This is a genomic window from Gordonia sihwensis, from assembly GCF_029632925.1.
Classification (GTDB): Bacteria; Actinomycetota; Actinomycetes; order Mycobacteriales; family Mycobacteriaceae; genus Gordonia; species Gordonia sihwensis.
In genome coordinates, this window is record NZ_CP121248.1 from 1,261,017 (window position 1) to 1,280,132 (window position 19,116).

General features: G+C 64.9%; 13 protein-coding genes and 3 rRNA genes. 10 read left to right on the top strand and 6 right to left on the bottom strand.

Translation table 11 applies throughout. From position 1 onward, the window contains the following. The first annotated feature begins 390 nt into the window (after window positions 1-390). The 4 genes from P5P27_RS05955 to nucS all read left to right on the top strand — a co-directional run bounded on the left by P5P27_RS05955 (window position 391) and on the right by nucS (window position 7,023). A 16S ribosomal RNA gene (locus tag P5P27_RS05955) occupies window positions 391-1,911 on the top strand. Window positions 1,912-2,367: 456 nt separating this feature from the next. Further along, window positions 2,368-5,512: ribosomal RNA gene (locus P5P27_RS05960) — 23S ribosomal RNA — on the top strand. A 180-nt stretch (window positions 5,513-5,692) separates the two neighbouring features. Beyond that, window positions 5,693-5,809: ribosomal RNA gene (gene rrf, locus P5P27_RS05965) — 5S ribosomal RNA — on the top strand. Together the 16S, 23S and 5S rRNA genes form the textbook arrangement of a ribosomal RNA operon. Before the next feature lie 527 nt (window positions 5,810-6,336). Then, window positions 6,337-7,023, top strand: a complete 687-nt coding sequence (gene nucS, locus P5P27_RS05970; protein WP_278126867.1) for an endonuclease NucS — start codon at window positions 6,337-6,339, stop codon at window positions 7,021-7,023. 3 nt (window positions 7,024-7,026) lie between these two features. Here nucS and P5P27_RS05975 read toward each other — a convergent pair whose 3' ends face one another. Together P5P27_RS05975 and mce are read right to left on the bottom strand one after the other, a co-directional pair. After that, complete coding sequence (locus P5P27_RS05975) at window positions 7,027-7,986, bottom strand: coiled-coil domain-containing protein (protein ID WP_062367949.1); 960 nt, start codon at window positions 7,984-7,986, stop codon at window positions 7,027-7,029. 128 nt (window positions 7,987-8,114) lie between these two features. Then, entirely contained in the window at window positions 8,115-8,600 is a 486-nt protein-coding gene (mce, locus tag P5P27_RS05980; RefSeq protein ID WP_039868171.1) for a methylmalonyl-CoA epimerase, read from the bottom strand. A 118-nt stretch (window positions 8,601-8,718) separates the two neighbouring features. On the opposite strand from mce, the gene P5P27_RS05985 reads away from it, so the two are divergent. From P5P27_RS05985 to P5P27_RS05995, 3 genes are read left to right on the top strand one after another with little or no spacing between them, the layout of a single operon-like run. Next, window positions 8,719-9,912 (top strand): acetyl-CoA C-acetyltransferase, encoded by a 1,194-nt coding sequence (locus tag P5P27_RS05985; protein WP_006898214.1) that lies wholly within the window; start codon window positions 8,719-8,721, stop codon window positions 9,910-9,912. A 5-nt stretch (window positions 9,913-9,917) separates the two neighbouring features. Continuing rightward, on the top strand, window positions 9,918-10,283 hold the full coding sequence (locus P5P27_RS05990; protein WP_006898215.1) for a DUF3817 domain-containing protein: 366 nt from the start codon (window positions 9,918-9,920) through the stop codon (window positions 10,281-10,283). A 44-nt stretch (window positions 10,284-10,327) separates the two neighbouring features. Further along, window positions 10,328-11,209: a tetratricopeptide repeat protein gene (locus P5P27_RS05995; protein ID WP_278127415.1), complete on the top strand. Its 882-nt coding sequence runs from the start codon at window positions 10,328-10,330 to the stop codon at window positions 11,207-11,209. A 48-nt stretch (window positions 11,210-11,257) separates the two neighbouring features. Here P5P27_RS05995 and glgB read toward each other — a convergent pair whose 3' ends face one another. The 4 genes from glgB to P5P27_RS06015 are packed head-to-tail and all read right to left on the bottom strand — an operon-like array spanning window position 11,258 to window position 17,034. Next, the gene (gene glgB, locus P5P27_RS06000) at window positions 11,258-13,093 is read right to left on the bottom strand and encodes a 1,4-alpha-glucan branching protein GlgB (protein WP_278126871.1); all 1,836 of its coding nucleotides are present in this window, start codon (window positions 13,091-13,093) and stop codon (window positions 11,258-11,260) included. 10 nt (window positions 13,094-13,103) lie between these two features. Then, window positions 13,104-15,104: an ATP-dependent DNA helicase gene (locus tag P5P27_RS06005; RefSeq protein ID WP_278126873.1), complete on the bottom strand. Its 2,001-nt coding sequence runs from the start codon at window positions 15,102-15,104 to the stop codon at window positions 13,104-13,106. Beyond that, window positions 15,101-15,715: an isochorismatase family protein gene (locus P5P27_RS06010; protein ID WP_278126875.1), complete on the bottom strand. Its 615-nt coding sequence runs from the start codon at window positions 15,713-15,715 to the stop codon at window positions 15,101-15,103. The genes P5P27_RS06005 and P5P27_RS06010 overlap by 4 nt, the downstream gene beginning before the upstream one ends. Next, complete coding sequence (locus P5P27_RS06015) at window positions 15,712-17,034, bottom strand: nicotinate phosphoribosyltransferase (protein ID WP_006898220.1); 1,323 nt, start codon at window positions 17,032-17,034, stop codon at window positions 15,712-15,714. The genes P5P27_RS06010 and P5P27_RS06015 overlap by 4 nt, the downstream gene beginning before the upstream one ends. Before the next feature lie 19 nt (window positions 17,035-17,053). On the opposite strand from P5P27_RS06015, the gene clpS reads away from it, so the two are divergent. The 3 genes from clpS to P5P27_RS06030 are packed head-to-tail and all read left to right on the top strand — an operon-like array spanning window position 17,054 to window position 19,085. Further along, the gene (gene clpS / locus P5P27_RS06020) at window positions 17,054-17,356 is read left to right on the top strand and encodes an ATP-dependent Clp protease adapter ClpS (protein WP_081598161.1); all 303 of its coding nucleotides are present in this window, start codon (window positions 17,054-17,056) and stop codon (window positions 17,354-17,356) included. Beyond that, complete coding sequence (aosR, locus tag P5P27_RS06025; RefSeq protein ID WP_006898222.1) at window positions 17,356-17,988, top strand: oxidative stress transcriptional regulator AosR; 633 nt, start codon at window positions 17,356-17,358, stop codon at window positions 17,986-17,988. The genes clpS and aosR overlap by 1 nt, the downstream gene beginning before the upstream one ends. Continuing rightward, the gene (locus tag P5P27_RS06030) at window positions 17,982-19,085 is read left to right on the top strand and encodes a P1 family peptidase (RefSeq protein WP_006898223.1); all 1,104 of its coding nucleotides are present in this window, start codon (window positions 17,982-17,984) and stop codon (window positions 19,083-19,085) included. Before aosR ends, P5P27_RS06030 begins: the two co-directional genes overlap by 7 nt. Window positions 19,086-19,116 lie beyond the last annotated feature (31 nt).

The following is a 19,116-nucleotide window of genomic DNA, read 5'->3' on the forward strand; positions in this document are numbered from 1 at the left end:
GTCCTGCGTCTGGCGGACTTCCCGTTCTTCTTCGGAGTTCGAGAATGTCGCGGTTGCAGGGAGGATTCCGGTCTGGTAGGCTGGGAAGGTCGCCTCGGAGACGGGGTGGCTGACAGTTAATTGCAGATGTCTGCTGGTGTTCGGCCCTTGTTTGTGGGGGTTGGTTCTGGTGGGTGTGTGTTCTTTGAGAACTCGATAGTGTGTTTTGGATTTCTTGTGCCACTATTTTTTTGTTTTGTGGCGTGGGAGATTTTTGGACAGATTGTGCTTGCCGGCCCTTTTGGGGGGTTGGTGAGTGTTTTGGATGAATTTTTTACCATGTCAGTTTTTTGGATTTGGTCAGGTTCTGTTTTCTGGCTTTGTGTTGAAATCTTGTGGTTTCTGCATTTTTTGTTGGAGAGTTTGATCCTGGCTCAGGACGAACGCTGGCGGCGTGCTTAACACATGCAAGTCGAACGGAAAGGCCCAGCTTGCTGGGTACTCGAGTGGCGAACGGGTGAGTAACACGTGGGTGATCTGCCCTGGACTCTGGGATAAGCCTGGGAAACTGGGTCTAATACCGGATAGGACCACTGATTGCATGGTTGGTGGTGGAAAGCTTTTGCGGTTCAGGATGGGCCCGCGGCCTATCAGCTTGTTGGTGGGGTAATGGCCTACCAAGGCGACGACGGGTAGCCGACCTGAGAGGGTGATCGGCCACACTGGGACTGAGACACGGCCCAGACTCCTACGGGAGGCAGCAGTGGGGAATATTGCACAATGGGCGCAAGCCTGATGCAGCGACGCCGCGTGAGGGATGACGGCCTTCGGGTTGTAAACCTCTTTCGCTAGGGACGAAGCGTAAGTGACGGTACCTGGAGAAGAAGCACCGGCCAACTACGTGCCAGCAGCCGCGGTAATACGTAGGGTGCGAGCGTTGTCCGGAATTACTGGGCGTAAAGAGCTCGTAGGCGGTTTGTCGCGTCGTCTGTGAAATTCTGCAACTCAATTGCAGGCGTGCAGGCGATACGGGCAGACTTGAGTACTACAGGGGAGACTGGAATTCCTGGTGTAGCGGTGAAATGCGCAGATATCAGGAGGAACACCGGTGGCGAAGGCGGGTCTCTGGGTAGTAACTGACGCTGAGGAGCGAAAGCGTGGGGAGCGAACAGGATTAGATACCCTGGTAGTCCACGCCGTAAACGGTGGGTACTAGGTGTGGGGCTCATTTCACGAGTTCCGTGCCGTAGCTAACGCATTAAGTACCCCGCCTGGGGAGTACGGCCGCAAGGCTAAAACTCAAAGGAATTGACGGGGGCCCGCACAAGCGGCGGAGCATGTGGATTAATTCGATGCAACGCGAAGAACCTTACCTGGGTTTGACATACACCAGAAAGCCGTAGAGATACGGCCCCCCTTGTGGTTGGTGTACAGGTGGTGCATGGCTGTCGTCAGCTCGTGTCGTGAGATGTTGGGTTAAGTCCCGCAACGAGCGCAACCCTTGTCCTGTATTGCCAGCGGGTTATGCCGGGGACTTGCAGGAGACTGCCGGGGTCAACTCGGAGGAAGGTGGGGATGACGTCAAGTCATCATGCCCCTTATGTCCAGGGCTTCACACATGCTACAATGGCGCGTACAGAGGGCTGCGAGACCGTGAGGTGGAGCGAATCCCTTAAAGCGCGTCTCAGTTCGGATTGGGGTCTGCAACTCGACCCCATGAAGTCGGAGTCGCTAGTAATCGCAGATCAGCAACGCTGCGGTGAATACGTTCCCGGGCCTTGTACACACCGCCCGTCACGTCATGAAAGTCGGTAACACCCGAAGCCGGTGGCCTAACCCTTGTGGAGGGAGCTGTCGAAGGTGGGATCGGCGATTGGGACGAAGTCGTAACAAGGTAGCCGTACCGGAAGGTGCGGCTGGATCACCTCCTTTCTAAGGAGCAAACAACACGTCGATGCTGGTGCCGAATGTGTATCGGGTCGGTGTTTGTTCATGGGTGAAACACAAGAAACCATCATTTGTTTGTCGGTGGCCTGCGAGATGCGGGCGGGCCGGCGGGTGGTCGACCGTGAGTGATTGCGGTTGTGGACGAAGCACACTATCGGGGTTCTGAGGGAACACGCGTTCTGCGCGGGTTGTCTTGGTGCTCACTGTTTTCCGCCCCGGAGTTTGTGGGGTGTTGGGGGTGGTGGGTGTGTGTTGTTTGAGAAGTGCATAGTGGATGCGAGCATCTAGCCCGGCGAGTTCCTTGGTGTTCTTGTTGGGTTGTGTGTTCTGCAATTTCGATTCTGGTTTGTGCGATCGCGTGTTGTGATCGTTGTTTTTGTTTGTTGTCCGCATTCGCGTCTCGGGCACTGTTTGGTGTGTGGGGTGTGTTTGTGGGTGTTGTTGTAAGTGTTTGAGGGCGTTCGGTGGATGCCTTGGTACCAGGAGCCGATGAAGGACGTGGTAGGCCGCGATAGTCCTCGGGGAGTTGTCAAACGAGCTGTGATCCGAGGGTGTCCGAATGGGGAAACCCAGCACCAGTGATGTGGTGTTACCCACTCGTGAATGTATAGCGGGTGTGGAGGGAACGTGGGGAAGTGAAACATCTCAGTACCCACAGGAAGAGAAAACAAGTGTGATTCCGTGAGTAGTGGCGAGCGAAAGCGGAGGAGGCTAAACCATGCGTATGTGATACTCGGCAGGGGTTGTGCGTGTGGGGTTGTGGGGTGATCGTTCATCGTGCTGCCGTGCGGTGGGTCAGTGATAAATCGACATGTTAGGTGAAGTGGCCTGGAATGGTCTGCCGTAGTGGGTGAGAGTCCCGTAGCTGAAAGCGTGTTGACTGGCTTCGATTGTTCCCAAGTAGCAGCGGGCTCGTGGAATCTGCTGTGAATCTGCCGGGACCACCCGGTAAGCCTAAATACTTTCTGGTGACCGATAGCGGACTAGTACCGTGAGGGAAAGGTGAAAAGTACCCCGGGAGGGGAGTGAAATAGTACCTGAAACCGGACGCTTACAATCCGTCAGAGCCTGCGCACCCTTTTGGGGTGGTGGGTGATGGCGTGCCTTTTGAAGAATGAGCCTGCGAGTTAGTGCTCAGTGGCGAGGTTAACCCGTGTGGGGTAGCCGTAGCGAAAGCGAGTCTGAATAGGGCGTGTTGAGTCGCTGGGTCTAGACCCGAAGCGGAGTGATCTACCCATGGCCAGGGTGAAGCAGCTGTAAGAGGTTGTGGAGGCCCGAACCCACTTCAGTTGAAAATGGAGGGGATGAGTTGTGGGTAGGGGTGAAAGGCCAATCAAACTCCGTGATAGCTGGTTCTCCCCGAAATGCATTTAGGTGCAGCGTTGCGTGTTTCTTACTGGAGGTAGAGCTACTGGATGGCCGATGGGCCCTATCAGGTTACTGACGTCAGCCAAACTCCGAATGCCGGTAAGTGAGAGCGTGGCAGTGAGACTGCGGGGGATAAGCTTCGTAGTCGAGAGGGAAACAGCCCAGATCGCCGGCTAAGGCCCCTAAGCGTGTACTAAGTGGAAAAGGATGTGGGGTCGCTGAGACAACCAGGAGGTTGGCTTAGAAGCAGCCACCCTTGAAAGAGTGCGTAATAGCTCACTGGTCAAGTGATTCTGCGCCGACAATTTAGCGGGGCTCAAGTACACCGCCGAAGCCGCGGCACTCACACATTTCATCCATGCCTGCCTGCGGGTGGGTGTGTAGTGGTGTGGGTGGGTAGGGGAGCGTCCTGCATCCGTGGAAGCAGCGGAGTGATCCAGTTGTGGAGGGTGTGGGAGTGAGAATGCAGGCATGAGTAGCGAAAGACAAGTGAGAAACTTGTCCGCCGGATGACCAAGGGTTCCTGGGCCAGGTTAATCCGCCCAGGGTGAGTCGGGACCTAAGGCGAGGCCGACAGGCGTAGTCGATGGACAACGGGTTGATATTCCCGTACCCGTGTATCCGCGCCCAGTGATGAATCATCTGTACTAACCATCCAAAAGCTGTCGTTGATTTCTTCGGATTTCTCTGATGGTGGCTGCGTGGGACCTTGGGTGTAGTAGTCAAGCGATGGGGTGACGCAGGAAGGTAGCCGGGCCAACTGGTGGAATAGTTGGTGTAAGCCTGTAGGGTGAGACATAGGCAAATCCGTGTCTTATTGAGCCTGAGAGGTGATGCGTAGCCGTTGTGGTGAATTCGGTGATCCTATGCTGTCGAGAAAAGCCTCTAGTGAGTTGGTACACGGCCCGTACCCCAAACCGACACAGGTGGTCAGGTAGAGAATACTAAGGCGATCGAGTGAACTGTGGTTAAGGAACTCGGCAAATTGCCCCCGTAACTTCGGGAGAAGGGGGACCACGACCGGTGATGGGTCTTGCACTCTGAGCTGGTGGTGGTCGCAGAGACCAGAGAGAAGCGACTGTTTACTAAAAACACAGGTCCGTGCGAAGTCGTAAGACGATGTATACGGACTGACGCCTGCCCGGTGCTGGAAGGTTAAGAGGACCGGTTAATCATCTTTCGGGGTGGTGAAGCTGAGAATTTAAGCCCCAGTAAACGGCGGTGGTAACTATAACCATCCTAAGGTAGCGAAATTCCTTGTCGGGTAAGTTCCGACCTGCACGAATGGCGTAACGACTTCTCTGCTGTCTCAACCACAGGCTCGGCGAAATTGCAGTACGAGTAAAGATGCTCGTTACGCGCGGCAGGACGAAAAGACCCCGGGACCTTCACTATAGCTTGGTATTGGTGTTCGGTGCGGTTTGTGTAGGATAGGTGGGAGACTGTGAAGCCGGCACGCTAGTGTGGGTGGAGTCGTTGTTGAAATACCACTCTGATCGTATTGGGCTTCTAACCTCGGACCCTGATCGGGTTCAGGGACAGTGCCTGGTGGGTAGTTTAACTGGGGCGGTTGCCTCCTAAAGTGTAACGGAGGCGCCCAAAGGTTCCCTCAGCCTGGATGGCAATCAGGTGTTGAGTGTAAGTGCACAAGGGAGCTTGACTGTGAGACGTACATGTCGAGCAGGGACGAAAGTCGGGACTAGTGATCCGGCACCGGCATGTGGAAGCGGTGTCGCTCAACGGATAAAAGGTACCCCGGGGATAACAGGCTGATCTTCCCCAAGAGTCCATATCGACGGGATGGTTTGGCACCTCGATGTCGGCTCGTCGCATCCTGGGGCTGGAGTAGGTCCCAAGGGTTGGGCTGTTCGCCCATTAAAGCGGCACGCGAGCTGGGTTTAGAACGTCGTGAGACAGTTCGGTCTCTATCCGCCGCGCGCGTGTAGAAACTTGAGGAAACCTGTCCCTAGTACGAGAGGACCGGGACGGACGAACCTCTGGTGTGCCAGTTGTTCCGCCAGGAGCACTGCTGGTTAGCTACGTTCGGAAGGGATAACCGCTGAAAGCATCTAAGCGGGAAGCCTGTTCCAAGATGAGGTTTCTCACCCACCTTCGGGTGGGGTAAGGCCCCCTACAGATGATGGGGTTGATAGGCCGGAACTGTACGCACAGTAATGTGTTCAGGTGACCGGTACTAATCGGCCGAGGACTTACCAACAACACTCACCAACAATTTGTTTTTTCGGATTCAACGAATCACGAGGTTGTGTGAGTCGGTTTCGGTGATTGTTACACGCACACAGAATGTTTGCTCGTTCATCCACTATGTACTTCTGAAACAACACACAAACCATGATTCCCCTGGGTGGGGGTTGTGGTGTGGATAGTTTCATATTGTTACGGCGGCTATAGCGGTGGGGAAACGCCCGGTCCCATTCCGAACCCGGAAGCTAAGCCCACCTGCGCCGATGGTACTGCACTGTAATGGGTGTGGGAGAGTAGGACACCGCCGAACACAACTTGTTGAGCCCCGATCAGACCCCGTCTGATCGGGGCTCAACCCATTTCCCGGGACGTGACCCCCGGCCGGCGAGTGGTGTCTGGGGTACGGCGCGCCTGACGGACCGCGAACGCGCACTCTTCAGGCTGGTTGAGCGAGCGAAGCGAGTCGAAACCACCACACGACGGGAGACTGGTCTCGATACGCCGTGCTCGCTACGCTCACCCACCTACTCGACAAACCTCGAGGGAGCCGGCGATTCCACGCCGGTCGAGCGCGCACCCTCTTAGGCTGGTTGAGCGAGCGAAGCGAGTCGAAACCACCGCACGACGGGCAGAGTGGTCTCGATACGGCGTGCTCGCTACGCTCACCCGCCTACTCGACAAACCTCGAGGAGTCGGAGAGCACTTCCCGCAGGCCGGTTGAGGGAGCACCCCCTTCAGGCTGGTTGAGCGAGCGAAGCGAGTCGAAACGTTCGTGACTCGGATACGGCTCGGCAAGGCTGTTCGGGCGCGTCGGGGGTCTCCACTACACTCGCTGAGGTGCGTCTTGTGATTGCCGATTGCCAGGTCGACTACGTCGGTCGGCTCACCGCCCATCTGCCGATGTCGAAGCGGCTGATCTTGATCAAGTCCGACGGTTCGGTCAGCATTCACGCCGACGACCGAGCCTACAAGCCGTTGAACTGGATGAGCCCGCCGTGCTGGCTCGTCGAGGAGCCGGCGGCAGACGGAGCCGACGGTATCGACTCGGTCTGGGTGGTCGAGAACAAGGCGGGGGAGCAGCTGCGGATCAGCATCGCGGCATTCCATCACGACAGCAGCCACGAACTCGGGCTCGACCCGGGACTGGTGAAGGACGGTGTGGAGGCACACCTCCAGGAACTGCTGGCCGAGCACATCGAGACGCTCGGTGCCGGCTACACGCTCATCCGCCGCGAGTACATGACCGCGATCGGGCCGGTGGACATCCTCTGCCGAGACGCGGATGGCCACACCGTCGCTGTGGAGATCAAGCGACGCGGCGAGATCGACGGTGTGGAGCAGCTGACGCGGTATCTGGATCTGCTCAACCGCGATGCGACGATCGCACCGGTCAGCGGAGTGTTCGCGGCACAGGCGATCAAGCCTCAGGCCAAGACTCTGGCCAACGATCGGGGGATCCGGTGCGTGACGCTCGACTACGACAAGCTGCGCGGCACCGAGGACAACGAGTTCAAGCTGTTCTGACGGTCAGGCCGTGACCTGATCGCCCTTCGGTGAGTCCTCCTTACGCGCCGGACCGCCGTAGCGCTCGTCACCGTGATCGTCGTCGTATTCCGCGTCGACGGCGTCGAGCACATCGGTCTTCTCGGCCGGCGTGGTGGAGGCGTCGTCCTGCGGGGTGAATCGATCCCTCCCGAGCAGCGTGCGGTTGAGGAGTTCGAGGTCGTCGGTCTCGGTGAGAGAGACCAGATCCCGCTCCTCGTCCGACAGTTCGAGGGCGCCGGGGAGGTTGGTGATGTGCTCGCGGAGAGCGTCGAGGTGGTCGAGGATCTGCTTGTGTGCATCGTGGGCCGATTCCGCCAGCTCACGGGAGCGTGCGAGGCGGTTCATCGCGACGTTGTGCGCGGCCCCGCGCAGGCGCGCGGCGTCCTCCTCGGCGGCGGCGATGATCTCCCGGGCCCGTTCCCGTGCGGCCTCGAGATCCCGCTTGGACTGTGCTTCGCGTTCCCGCGCGGCCTCGTCGATCTCGGCGGCTCGCTCCTCGGCTTCGGTGATCTTCGCGTCGGCGTGCTCCTGCGCGAGTTCCTTGGTCCGGGTGGCGGCCGCTGCCGCGGACGCACGGATGTCCTCGGCCTCCTGGCGGGCGACGGACAGCGTCTCGTCGGCCTCGTCCTTGGCGTTGGCACGGACTTCGCTGGCCTCGTCGGTGGCCAACTGCAGCATGCGGGAGACGCGCTCGGTCATCCCCGCGACCGTCGTCGGCGGGACGGAGAGAGTGTTCACCTCGTCCTGGAGCTCACGGATGCGGTGTCGGGCGTCGTCGAGATGCGCCTGGAGTTCGTCCGCGCTGGCATGAGCGGAGTCACGATCGGCGGCCATCATGCGCAATTCGGCTTCGAGCCGCCGAAGGTGATCGGTGACCTGGTCGCGGTCGTATCCGCGCATCACGATGGGGAAGGGGCTCTGACGATGTCCAGGGGCTGACATGATGCCAGTCTAGGTCCGATCGGCGTCCGAATTCAGTATCGAATGCGGGGTGTTGCGAGCGAGCTTGCACAGCGCGGGCGGCCGGCACGGGGCCGACCGCCCGCTCGGCGACGAGAATGCGGTCGTGATCAGTGACCGACGGCCGGTTCCACCAGCTCGAGGAGAACCCCGCCCGCGTCCTTCGGATGGACGAAGTTGATGCGCGAGTCGGCGGTTCCGCGCTTGGGCTGCGGGTAGAGCAGTCGCACTCCCGCCGAGGTCAGACGCTTGGCGACCTCGTCCAGGTCGGTGACGCGGACGGCCATCTGCTGCATTCCCGGTCCGTTGCGGTCGATGAACTTGGCGATGGTCGACTCCTCGTTGAGCGGCATGAGGAGCTGGATCAAGGTGTCGCCGTTCTCGGGGCCGATCATCGCTTCGCGGACGCCCTGCTCTTCGTTCACCTCCTCGTGCTGATTCGCGAAGCCGAAGTTGTCGAGCCACCAGGCGGCTGCGGCGTCGAGATCCGGGACCGCGAGGCCGACATGGTCGATCGCTGTCACGAGATCGCCGATCGAGGTCAGAGGGCCTCCGTTGGTGGTGTTTGTCACGTCGTTCGATGGGGAGTTGGTCATGCCATAACGGTAGCGTTGTTTGCAGACGGGGTCGCCATCGCGGCTGCCCCGAGCAGTACCGCAGCGACGGCGTGTGCCGCCGTGACGACCGCTGCCCCCACCGCCAAGGAGCTGATACATGTCCGACAACACCACAGTGATCGTTTCCGGCGCGCGCACCGCTCAGGGACGCCTGCAGGGATCGCTGAAGAACTTCTCCGCCGTCGATCTCGGCGCGGTCGCGGTCAAGGGCGCGCTCGAGCGCGGCAACGTGGACCCGTCGCATGTCCAGTACGTGATCATGGGACAGGTCCTCACCGCCGGAGCCGGCCAGATGCCGGCCCGGCAGACCGCAGTCAAGGCGGGCATCGGCTGGGACGTCCCGGCGCTCTCGATCAACAAGATGTGCCTGTCGGGAATCGACGCCATCGCGCTCGCCGATCAGCTGATCCGCGCGGGCGAGTTCGACTGCGTGGTCGCCGGCGGCCAGGAGTCGATGACCCAGGCCCCGCATGTGCTGCCCGGCAGCCGCTCGGGATTCAAGTACGGCAACACCGAACTGGTCGACCACATGGCGTTCGACGGACTGCACGACGTCTTCACCGATCAGCCGATGGGTGCGCTGACCGAGCAGGGCAACGACACCGACGGCTTCAGCCGTGAGGAGCAGGACGCCTTCGCCGCGCGCAGCCATCGGCTGGCCGCTGAGGCGATCGCCAAGGGCGTCTTCGCCGACGAGATCGTTCCGGTCGAGATCCCGCAGCGCAAGGGTGACCCTATCCTGTTCAACGAGGACGAGGGTGTGCGCGCCGACACCACCGTGGAGACCCTCGCGGGTCTGCGTCCGGCGTTCCGCAAGGGTGGCACGATCACGGCGGGCAACTCCTCGCAGATCTCCGACGGAGCCGCGGCCGTGGTCGTGATGAGCAAGGCGAAGGCCGAGGAGCTCGGACTCGAATGGATCGCCGAGATCGGCGCCCACGGTGTGGTCGCCGGCCCGGACTCGTCGCTGCAGCAGCAGCCCGCCAACGCGATCGTCAAGGCCTGCGAGCGCGAGGGCATCACCCCCGCCGATCTCGACCTGATCGAGATCAACGAGGCCTTCGCGGCCGTCGGCCTGGCGTCGACCCGCGCGCTGGGCGTCGACCCGGAGAAGGTCAACGTCAACGGCGGCGGAATCGCGCTCGGTCACCCGATCGGTACCTCGGGCGCACGTATCACGCTTCACCTGGCTCTCGAGCTCGCCCGTCGCGGCGGCGGGGTCGGCGTGGCGGCGCTGTGCGGCGCCGGCGGCCAGGGCGATGCGCTCATCGTCCGAGTCCCGAAGGCGTGAGTGGGATGGGCAACGTGTTCGACGTCTCGACCCCGGCCAAGCGTTTCCGGCTGATCGCCGTCATCGAGGCGATCACCTGGGGCCTGCTCTTGATCAGCATGGGGGTCAAGTACGGAGCCGGAATCGATGCGGCGACGATGGTCCCCGGCGCGCTCCATGGTGTGGCGTTCGTCGTCTACCTGATCATCACCGTGCTCACCGCGCGGTCGTTGAAGTGGAACCTCAAGGTTCTGGCGCTGGCACTCGTCGCCTCGATCCCGCCGTTCTTCACGGTGTGGTTCGAGCAGTGGGCCAGTAAGAACGGTCATCTGGGCGAACTGTCCGACTCGACGTTCAGTGAGTCCGCCGATCGTGACACACTGAAGGTGTGACCAGACCTTCTCGACGCAATGAACCGGCGAACGCCGCCATCGCGATGGCGGGTGCCGTAGATCTGTCAGTTCTCAAGGAGCGGGCCGAGGCGCAGCGGGCAGCTGCGTCCCGGCCCGCTTCTGACTCTCGCCCCGGCGCCGTCGTCCTCGATGTGACCGAACTCGACTTCGAGACGGAGATCGTCGAACGCTCCACCCGGCAGCTGGTGGTGGTGGACCTGTGGGCCTCGTGGTCGGAACTGAGCACGCAGCTGTCCCCGGTGCTGGCGCGCCTGGCCGAGGCAGCCGGCGGCCGGTGGGCACTCGCGCGGGTCGATGTCGACACGAACCCGCGGATCGCACAGGCCTTCGGTGCTCAGTCGGTGCCGACGGTGATCGCACTGATCGGCGGTCGGCCGGTCGCGATGTTCGAGGGGCCGCAGCCGGAGGAGCAGATCCGCGGATGGATCGACGAGATCTTCGCGAAGGCCGGACATCTGCTTCCGGAGACCGCGGCGACGGCATCCGACGACGAGCCCGAGCAGGATCCGCGCATGGCGGCCGCCGAGGAGTTGATGAACTCCGGCGACCTCGACGGGGCGCTGGCCGCCTATCGCGCGATCGCCGAACTCGAGCCGGACAACGTCGAGGCGAAGTCCGTGGTCCGCAACCTCGAGTTCGTCACCCGAGCGCAGGCCCACGAACCCGAGATCGTCAACACCGCCGCGCCCGGAGACGTGGACGCTCAGCTCGCCGCAGCCGACGTGCTGCTGCTCGGTCAGCGGCCGGAGGCCGCGTTCGATCGGATCATCGAGCTGGTGAAGGTGACGCGCGACGACGACCGCACCCGGGCGCGCGCCCGGCTCCTCGAGCTGTTCGAGCTCTTCGACCCCGCCGAGCCCTTCGTCACGGCAGCGCGCCGGAAGCTGGCGACAGCGCTGTACTGACACAGCGCTGTACTGACGCCTCCGACCGTCCGCCGGCCACCGGCAGGGTCAGCGGCCCGGTGTGAAGAAGACCGCGGCGGAAGCGGGGAGGGTGATGGCCGCGCTGTAGGGACGGCCGTGGCTCGGCTCGTCGACCGCGACGATCCGGCCCAGGTTGCCCACCCCGTGACCGCCGTACTCCCGCGCGGCGGTGTTGAGGATCTCGCGCCACGGCCCGGCGAGCGGGAAGCCCAGCCGGTAGCCGTGGAGATCGCGGTCGGAGAAGTTGAAGACGCAGGCGACGATGCGGCCCCCGGTGGCCGCCCCGTCGTCGGCCAGCCGCAGGAAGCCGATGACGGTGTTGGCGGTGTCGCGGGCGTCGAGCCAGGCGAAGCCGCGGGCGTCGCAGTCCATTCGGTGCAGCGCCGGCAGTTCGGCGTGCAGGTGGGCCAGGTCGCGGGCCGCGAGCGCGATGCCGCGGTGGACCGAGGCGTTCGACCCGTCCGGATCGAGCAGGTTCCAGTCGAGCCCGCGGTCGTCGGCCCACTCTCGGGTCTGCCCGAACTCCTGCCCCATGAACAGCAGCTTCTTGCCGGGATGGGCCCATTGGAAGGCCAGGGCGAGCCGCACCCCCGCCGCAGCGTCGGCTGAGACTGGCATTCTCGTGACGAGGGTGCCCTTGCCGTGGACCACCTCGTCATGACTGATCGGCAGGACGTAGCGCTCGGCGGTGGCGTGCGTGAGGCCGAACGCGACACGTTCGTGCAGCTCCGCACGCCGCCGCGGCGGGAGCGAGAGGAACGACAGCAGATCGTTCATCCAGCCGAGATTCCACTTGAAGTCGAAGCCCAGCCCGCCGCGGTCGGTGGAGACTGTCACCCCCGGCCACGCCGTCGACTCCTCGGCGATCATCACGGCGCCCGGACACGCCTCGTGGACGGCGTCATTGAGGCGCCGCAGGAAGTCGACGGCCTCGTCGTTCTCGTGTGTCCCGCGCGCATTCGGCCGCCATTGGCCCGGGCCGCGCGAGTAGTCGAGGTACAGCATGGACGCGACCGCGTCGACGCGCAGCCCGTCGAGATGGAACTCCGAGCACCAGTAGACGGCGCTCGCGATCAGGAAGTCGCGGACCTCGGGCCGACCGAGGTTGAACGCGTACGTGCCCCAGTCCGGCTGGTCCCGCCGCAGCGGATCGGCGTGCTCGTAGAGGGGAGTGCCGTCGAACTCGCCGAGCGCGAAGGCGTCCTTGGGGAAGTGCGCCGGGACCCAGTCGAGGAGTACCGCGATCCCTTTCGAGTGCAGGTGGTCGACGAAGAAGCGGAAGTCGTCGGCGGTGCCCCACCGGCTGGAGCAGGCGAAGTACGAGCCGACCTGATAGCCCCACGATCCCCCGTAGGGATGCTCGGTGATCGGCATCAGCTGTACGTGCGTGAAGCCGCGGTCGGCGGCGTACTCAGCCAGCTGGACGGCGGCCTCGCGATAACTCAGGCCCGAGCGCCACGACCCCAGGTGGACCTCGTAGATCGACATCGGCTCGCGCTCGGGGCGCCGGTCGGCGCGCGCGGCCATCCACGTCTCGTCGTTCCAGACGAACGACGACGGACCGGCGATCACCGACGCCGTCTCGGGTGGTCGCTGAGTCGCACGGGCGAGCGGATCGGCCTTGTCGCGTGTCAGTCCGTCGGCTCCGACCACGCGGTACTTGTACGCCATTCCCGGCCGCGCGCCGTCGACCGTGGCGGTCCAGACGCCGTGCGGTCCGCGCTCCATCGGGTGGTCGGTGCCCGCCCATCGGTCGAAGTCGCCGAAGACGGTGACCGATCGCGCATTGGGCGCCCACACGGCGAATTCGGTGTCCGCGACGCGGGGCCGGGCGCCGAGCCGCTGCCACAGCGGGTCCGTCACGATCGCCCCGTCACTTCTTCGCGGCGCCCGTCGTCAAGCGGGTGAGCGCGGCTCGGACGGCATCGCGGTCGGTGGTCCGCCAGAACGGTGGAAGCCCGGCCAGGAGGTAGCCCGCATACCGCGCCGTCGCCAGACGTGAGTCGAGCACGGCGACCACGCCGCGGTCGTCGGTGGCGCGGAGGAGCCGGCCCGCGCCCTGGGCGAGGAGCAGTGCCGCGTGGTTCGCCGAGACGGTCAGGAAGCCGTTGCCGCCGCGCGCGTCCACATCGCGCTGGCGCGCCGACAGGAGCGGGTCGTCGGGCCTGGGGAAGGGGATCCGATCGATCATCACCAACCGCAACGAGGGACCCGGGACGTCGACGCCCTGCCACAGCGACAGAGTGCCGAACAGACAGGTGGCCTCGTCGGCGGCGAATCTCTCGATCAGTGCCGACGTCGCATCGTCGCCCTGGCACAGGATCGGGAACCCGACTCGGTCGCGGAGCTTCTCCGCGGCCTCCTTGGCGGCCCGCATCGACGAGAACAGGCCGAGGGTACGACCGCCCGCAGCGTTCATCAGATCGACCATCTCGTCCAGCGTCGACTCCGCGATGCCGTCACGGCCGGGCGCCCGCAGGTGCTTGCCGACGTAGAGAATCGCGGCGCGCTGGTAGTCGAAGGGGCTGCCGGCGTCCATGCCGCGCCATCCCGCGGCCTCCACGTCCTTGCCACCGTGGGCGGGCAGCCCCCAGGTGCGTGCGAGGGCGTCGAAGTTGCCGCCGATGGTCAGGGTCGCGGACGTGAGGATCACAGTCGAGTCGGTGAACAGCGAGGTACGCAGCAGCCCGGCCACCGACAACGGCGCTATCCGCAGCGTCGGGCGGACGTTTCCGCGGATCCGGTCGGCGGACAGCCAGACGACGTCGTGCCTCTTGGTGATGTCGGTCTCGGCGAAGACCGTCAGCACTCGCACCACCGAATCGTGCAGCGAGTCGGTGGCCGACAGCGCCATCTGCCTGGCGGCCGCAGCCTCCGGATCGGTGCCTGCCGACGGCGCCGGACCGACCGCGTTCCGCGCGTTCCAGAGGCGGTCGCGCAGCGATGCGAGGACCTCGGGTGCGCCGCTCGGGAGTCGGGTCCACTCGCCCTGGGGTGAGTCCTCCAGCAGCAACTCCAGCTGTTCGCCCGCGCCGACCAGCGCGTCGGCGCTCTCGTCGTCGATCAACTTGCCGAGCCGGCGGGCGACCTGCGAGACGCTCGCGGCCGAGATCTCCTCGGTGGTGACGGAGGTGATCCGGTCCACCAGTTCGTGGGCCTCGTCGATGACCACCACGCGGTGCTCGGGAAGGATGGTCGCCGGACTCATCGCGTCGATGGCGAGCATCGCGTGGTTGGTGACCACGACGTCGGAGGCGCCGGCCTTCTTCCGTGCCAGTTCGGCGAAGCAGTCCTCGCTGTAGGGGCAGTTCGACGCCCCGAGACATTCGCGCGAGGAGACGCTCACCTGGCGCCACGACTGGTCGCTGACGCCGGGGGAGAGATCGTCGCGGTCTCCGGTCTCGGTGTCGGAGGTCCACTCGCGCAACCGCGTCACCTCGCGGCCCATGCGGGACAGGTCGAAGGCGTCGAACAGCTCGGCGTTCGGATCCTCGTCGGCCACTCCCGAGTGGATCTTGTTGAGGCACAGGTAGTTGGCGCGACCCTTCAGGATCGCGAACGACGGTTCGCGGCCCAGCGGCTTCGCGAGCGCGCCCGCGAGACGCGGTAGGTCACGTTCGGTCAGCTGGCGCTGGAGGGCGATGGTGGCCGTCGAGACGACGACGGTCTCGTCGGTGTCGACGGCGTGCCGGAGCGCGGGGACCAGGTAGGCCAGCGACTTTCCGGTGCCGGTACCGGCTTGGACCGCGAGGTGATGGTCGTTCTCGATCGCCTCGCCGACGGCCTCGGCCATCGCCAGCTGACCGTCGCGCCGGGCTCCGCCGAGGGATTCGACGGCGGTGGCCAGGAGGTCGGCGACATCGGGGACGCTCACTCGGCCGCGTCGTCTTCGTGAGGGGCACCGGTGTGCACGAGGGTGCCCACCAGCTCGACTCCCGCGTCGCGCATGACGTCGAACGCGGTCGCGGTGGTGGTCTCGGCGACGGCCGCGGTGAAGTCCAGCAGCACACGTGTGGCGAAGCCGGCCGCGGCGGCGTCGACCGCGGTCGCGCGAACACAATGGTCGGTGGCGATGCCGACGACGTCCACCTCGGAGACGTCGCGCGCGGTGAGCCAGTCGGCCAGGCCGTTTCCGTGTTCGTCGCGGCCCTCGAAGCCCGAGTACGCGGCGTCGAACTCGCCCTTGGAGAAGACCGCCTGCACGGGGCCGGTGCGGAAGGCCGGATGGAACTCGGCGCCGGGCGTGCCCACCACGCAGTGCGGTGGCCACGAGTCGACGAAGTCGGGGGTCTCGGAGAAGTGCCCCCCGGGGTCGACGTGGTAGTCGCGGGTGGCCGCCACCACCGGATACGAGCCGGTGATCGCGTTGATCGCGGCGGCGACCGCACCGCCGCCGGCCACCGCGAGGGAGCCGCCCTCGCAGAAGTCGTTCTGGACGTCGACGACGATCAGCGCACGATTCCGCGGTGGGGTCTCCTCGGTCATCGACTCTCCGGTTCGGTCAGGTAGCGGGTGGGGACTGCGGGGTCGCCGTGGCTGAGCCCGAGACCCTCCCACGGGAGGGTGACGAGCCCGTGCGCGAGATGCCCGCGGGACTGCTCCAGTGTAGGCAGCCCGGAAACTCGGTCGCCGCCGCGGACCAGTGGAATCTGGAGTTCGGCCACGTCCAGGCCTCCGGTGCCCGGGATCGCCTGATCCGCGGGCGCGTCGGCACGCAACAGGATCTCTTCGACGATGGTTCCGGACGCGCGGGCTGCGCGAACGGCGCGCTTGCGTCCGCCGTGGCTCTCCTTGTGGCTCGACCGCTTCGCGACCGGGACGCCGTCCACCTCGACCAGTTTGTAGACCATGCCCGCAGTCGGTGAACCGCTGCCGGTCACCAGCGAGGTTCCGACGCCGTAGATGTCGACGGGTTCGGCGCGCAGCGAGGCGATGGCGTACTCGTCGAGATCGCCGGAGACGACGATCTTGGTGCCGGTGGCGCCGAGCTCGTCGAGCTGCCTGCGTACCTGGCGGGCGAGGACGCCCAGATCCCCCGAGTCGATCCGGACCGCTCCGAGCGAGGTGCCTGCGACCTCGATCGCGTTCTTGACACCGGTGGTGATGTCGTAGGTGTCCACGAGCAGGGTGGTCCCGACGCCGAGCGCCTCGACCTGCGCGGCGAAGGCGGCCCGCTCGTCGCTGCCGTCGGGATGCGCGAACGAGAGCGTGAACGCGTGCGCCGCGGTTCCCGCACTCGGCACGCGGTAGGTGCGAGCGGCCTCGAGATTGCTGGTCGCGTCGACTCCCGCGAGATATGCGGCGCGCGCTGAGGCGACCGCCGCGCGCTCGTGCGTGCGGCGTCCGCCCATCTCGATGATCGGGCGGCCCGCGGCAGCGCTCACCATACGCGCCGCCGCGGAGGCGATCGCGCTGTCGTGATTGAGGATCGAGAGGATCAGCGTCTCCAGCACCACAGCTTCGGCGAAGCCGCCGCGCACGGTCAGGATGGGCGAGCCGGGGAAGTAGAGCTCGCCCTCGCGGTACCCGTCGATCTCTCCGCGGAAGCGGTAGTCGGAGAGCCATGCCAGGGTGTCCTGGTCGACCACGGTCCGGAGCGAGTCGATCTCCTCCGGACCGAATCGGAAGCGTTCGAGGGCGTCGAGCAGACGTCCGGTGCCCGCGACGACTCCGTAGCGTCGGCCGTCGGGGAGGCGGCGGGCGAAGACCTCGAACACGCAGCTGCGCTGCGCCGTCCCGGCCCTCAGGGCGGCCGAAAGCATGGTCAGCTCGTATTGATCGGTCAGCAGCGCGGTACTGGTCACCTTCGCTACCCTATTACTCATGGCGCGCGATGAGGCGACACCAGGTACGAGCACCGGTACCGCGGTGGCAGAACCAGAGGTGACTCACGACCGCCCCTGGGTGACGCTGGTGTGGGACGACCCGGTCAATCTCATGAACTACGTCGCCTATGTCTTTCAGCGGATCTTCGGTTATTCGGAGGAGAAGGCCAAGGCGCTGATGATGCAGGTGCACACCGAGGGGAAGGCCGTGGTCTCCAGCGGCGACCGCGTGAAGGTGGAGGCCGACGTCCGCAAACTGCATGCGGCCGGCCTGTGGGCGACCATGCAGCACGACTCCTGATGCGGACCTGGCGCAGAACCGGTGCGGGCGAGGACGTCCGCATCTGCTCCAACCTCGAGAACTACGAATGCCAACTGCTGGCGTCGATGGTCGAGTCCATCACCGATCTGCTCAACGAGCGTGCCGAGTCGGCTCCGCGCGACGAACTGTCGGAGCTGACGGGGATCCAGACGGGGCACACCCGCGCACCGGACGATGTCACGCTGGGACGGCTGCTGCCCGATTTCCATCGACCCGACCAGGAGCCGGAACTCGCGGCCGGACCGATCGCCGCGGACCTCAACGGGGGACTGCGCAGCGTCAACGAACCGCAGATCATCGACGCGAAACTCGCCGCGGCACGCACCGTTCTCGAAACACTGCCGAGCGGGGGCGGGGACGTCTCGCTGACCGAGTCCCAGGCCGACCGCTGGCTGACGGCGCTCACCGACATCCGACTGGCCCTGGGCGCGATGCTCGGGATCACCGACGAGCCCTCGAAGCTGCCGCCCGACCATCCGCACGCCGCACACCAGGACGTCTACGACTGGCTGTCGGTGGTGCAGGGGCTGCTGGTCGAAGCACTGATGTCGGCGGAGTGGACGCAGCCGGAGGACCCGTCGCAAGGGGAGTGGGGGCACGACGGATGGTGACCGAGCCGAAGTCGTCTGTGTCGCGCCCCGGCAACCGGATCACGGATGTCGCCGGAATCGCGGTGGGCCATCACCACCGACTCGACGACGAGGTGGTGCTCGCGAGTGTCGCTGAACCCGGCAGCGGGTGGGCGACCGGGACCACGGTGATCACCCTGCCGCGCGGGTGCGCGACGGCGGTGGACGTGCGCGGCGGCGGTCCTGGGACGCGCGAGACCGACCTGCTCGATCCGGTCAACACGGTCCGCGGCGCCGACGCGATCGTGCTCTCCGGTGGCAGTGCCTATGGTCTTGCCGCGGCCGACGGAGTGATGCGGGGACTCGAGGAGGCCGGCGTCGGACTGCCGATGGACGGTCAGGGGCACGTGGTGCCCATCGTGCCGGCCGCGGTCATCTTCGACCTCCCGGTCGGCCGGTGGGAGAACCGTCCGACCGCCGAGTTCGGTGCGCGGGCGCTCGCCGACGCCAGGACCGATTTCGCGATCGGATCGGTCGGGGCCGGGACCGGGGCGCGCGCCGGCGCACTCAAGGGCGGCGTGGGCACCGCGTCGATCACGTTCTCCGACGGTCCGGCTCGCGGATTGACGATCGGCGCTCTCGTCGTGGCCAATCCGGTCGGCGGTGTCGTCGATCCGTCGACAGGGCTGCCGTGGGGTGCGGACGACCTCGAACTGCACCGTCTGCGCGCGCCGAAGCAACTCGAGATCAAGAGGCTCGCCGAGCTCACCGCAAAGGGCACGGTACTGAACACGACGATCGGGGTGGTCGCGACGGATGCCACGCTGTCGGTGGCGAGCACCCGGCGTCTGGCGATGTCCGGGCACGACGGCCTCGCGCGGGCGGTCCGTCCCGCGCATTCACCGCTCGACGGCGACACCCTGTTCGCCGTCGCCACCGGCGAGAAGGCCGCCGATCCGGACACCGCGGTCGACGTTCCGCCGGGGATGGACCCGGACACCGCGATCGTCGCGGCACTGGCCGACGCATCGGCGACGGTGGTGCAGCGGGCGATCGTCTCGGCGGTGGTCGCCGCGACCGGCGTCGCCGGGATTCCGGCATACCGCGACGTGCTGTTCTCCGCCTTCGGCGACGCATGAGCGGCGGGATCGCGTCGCCGTCCGACCCTCG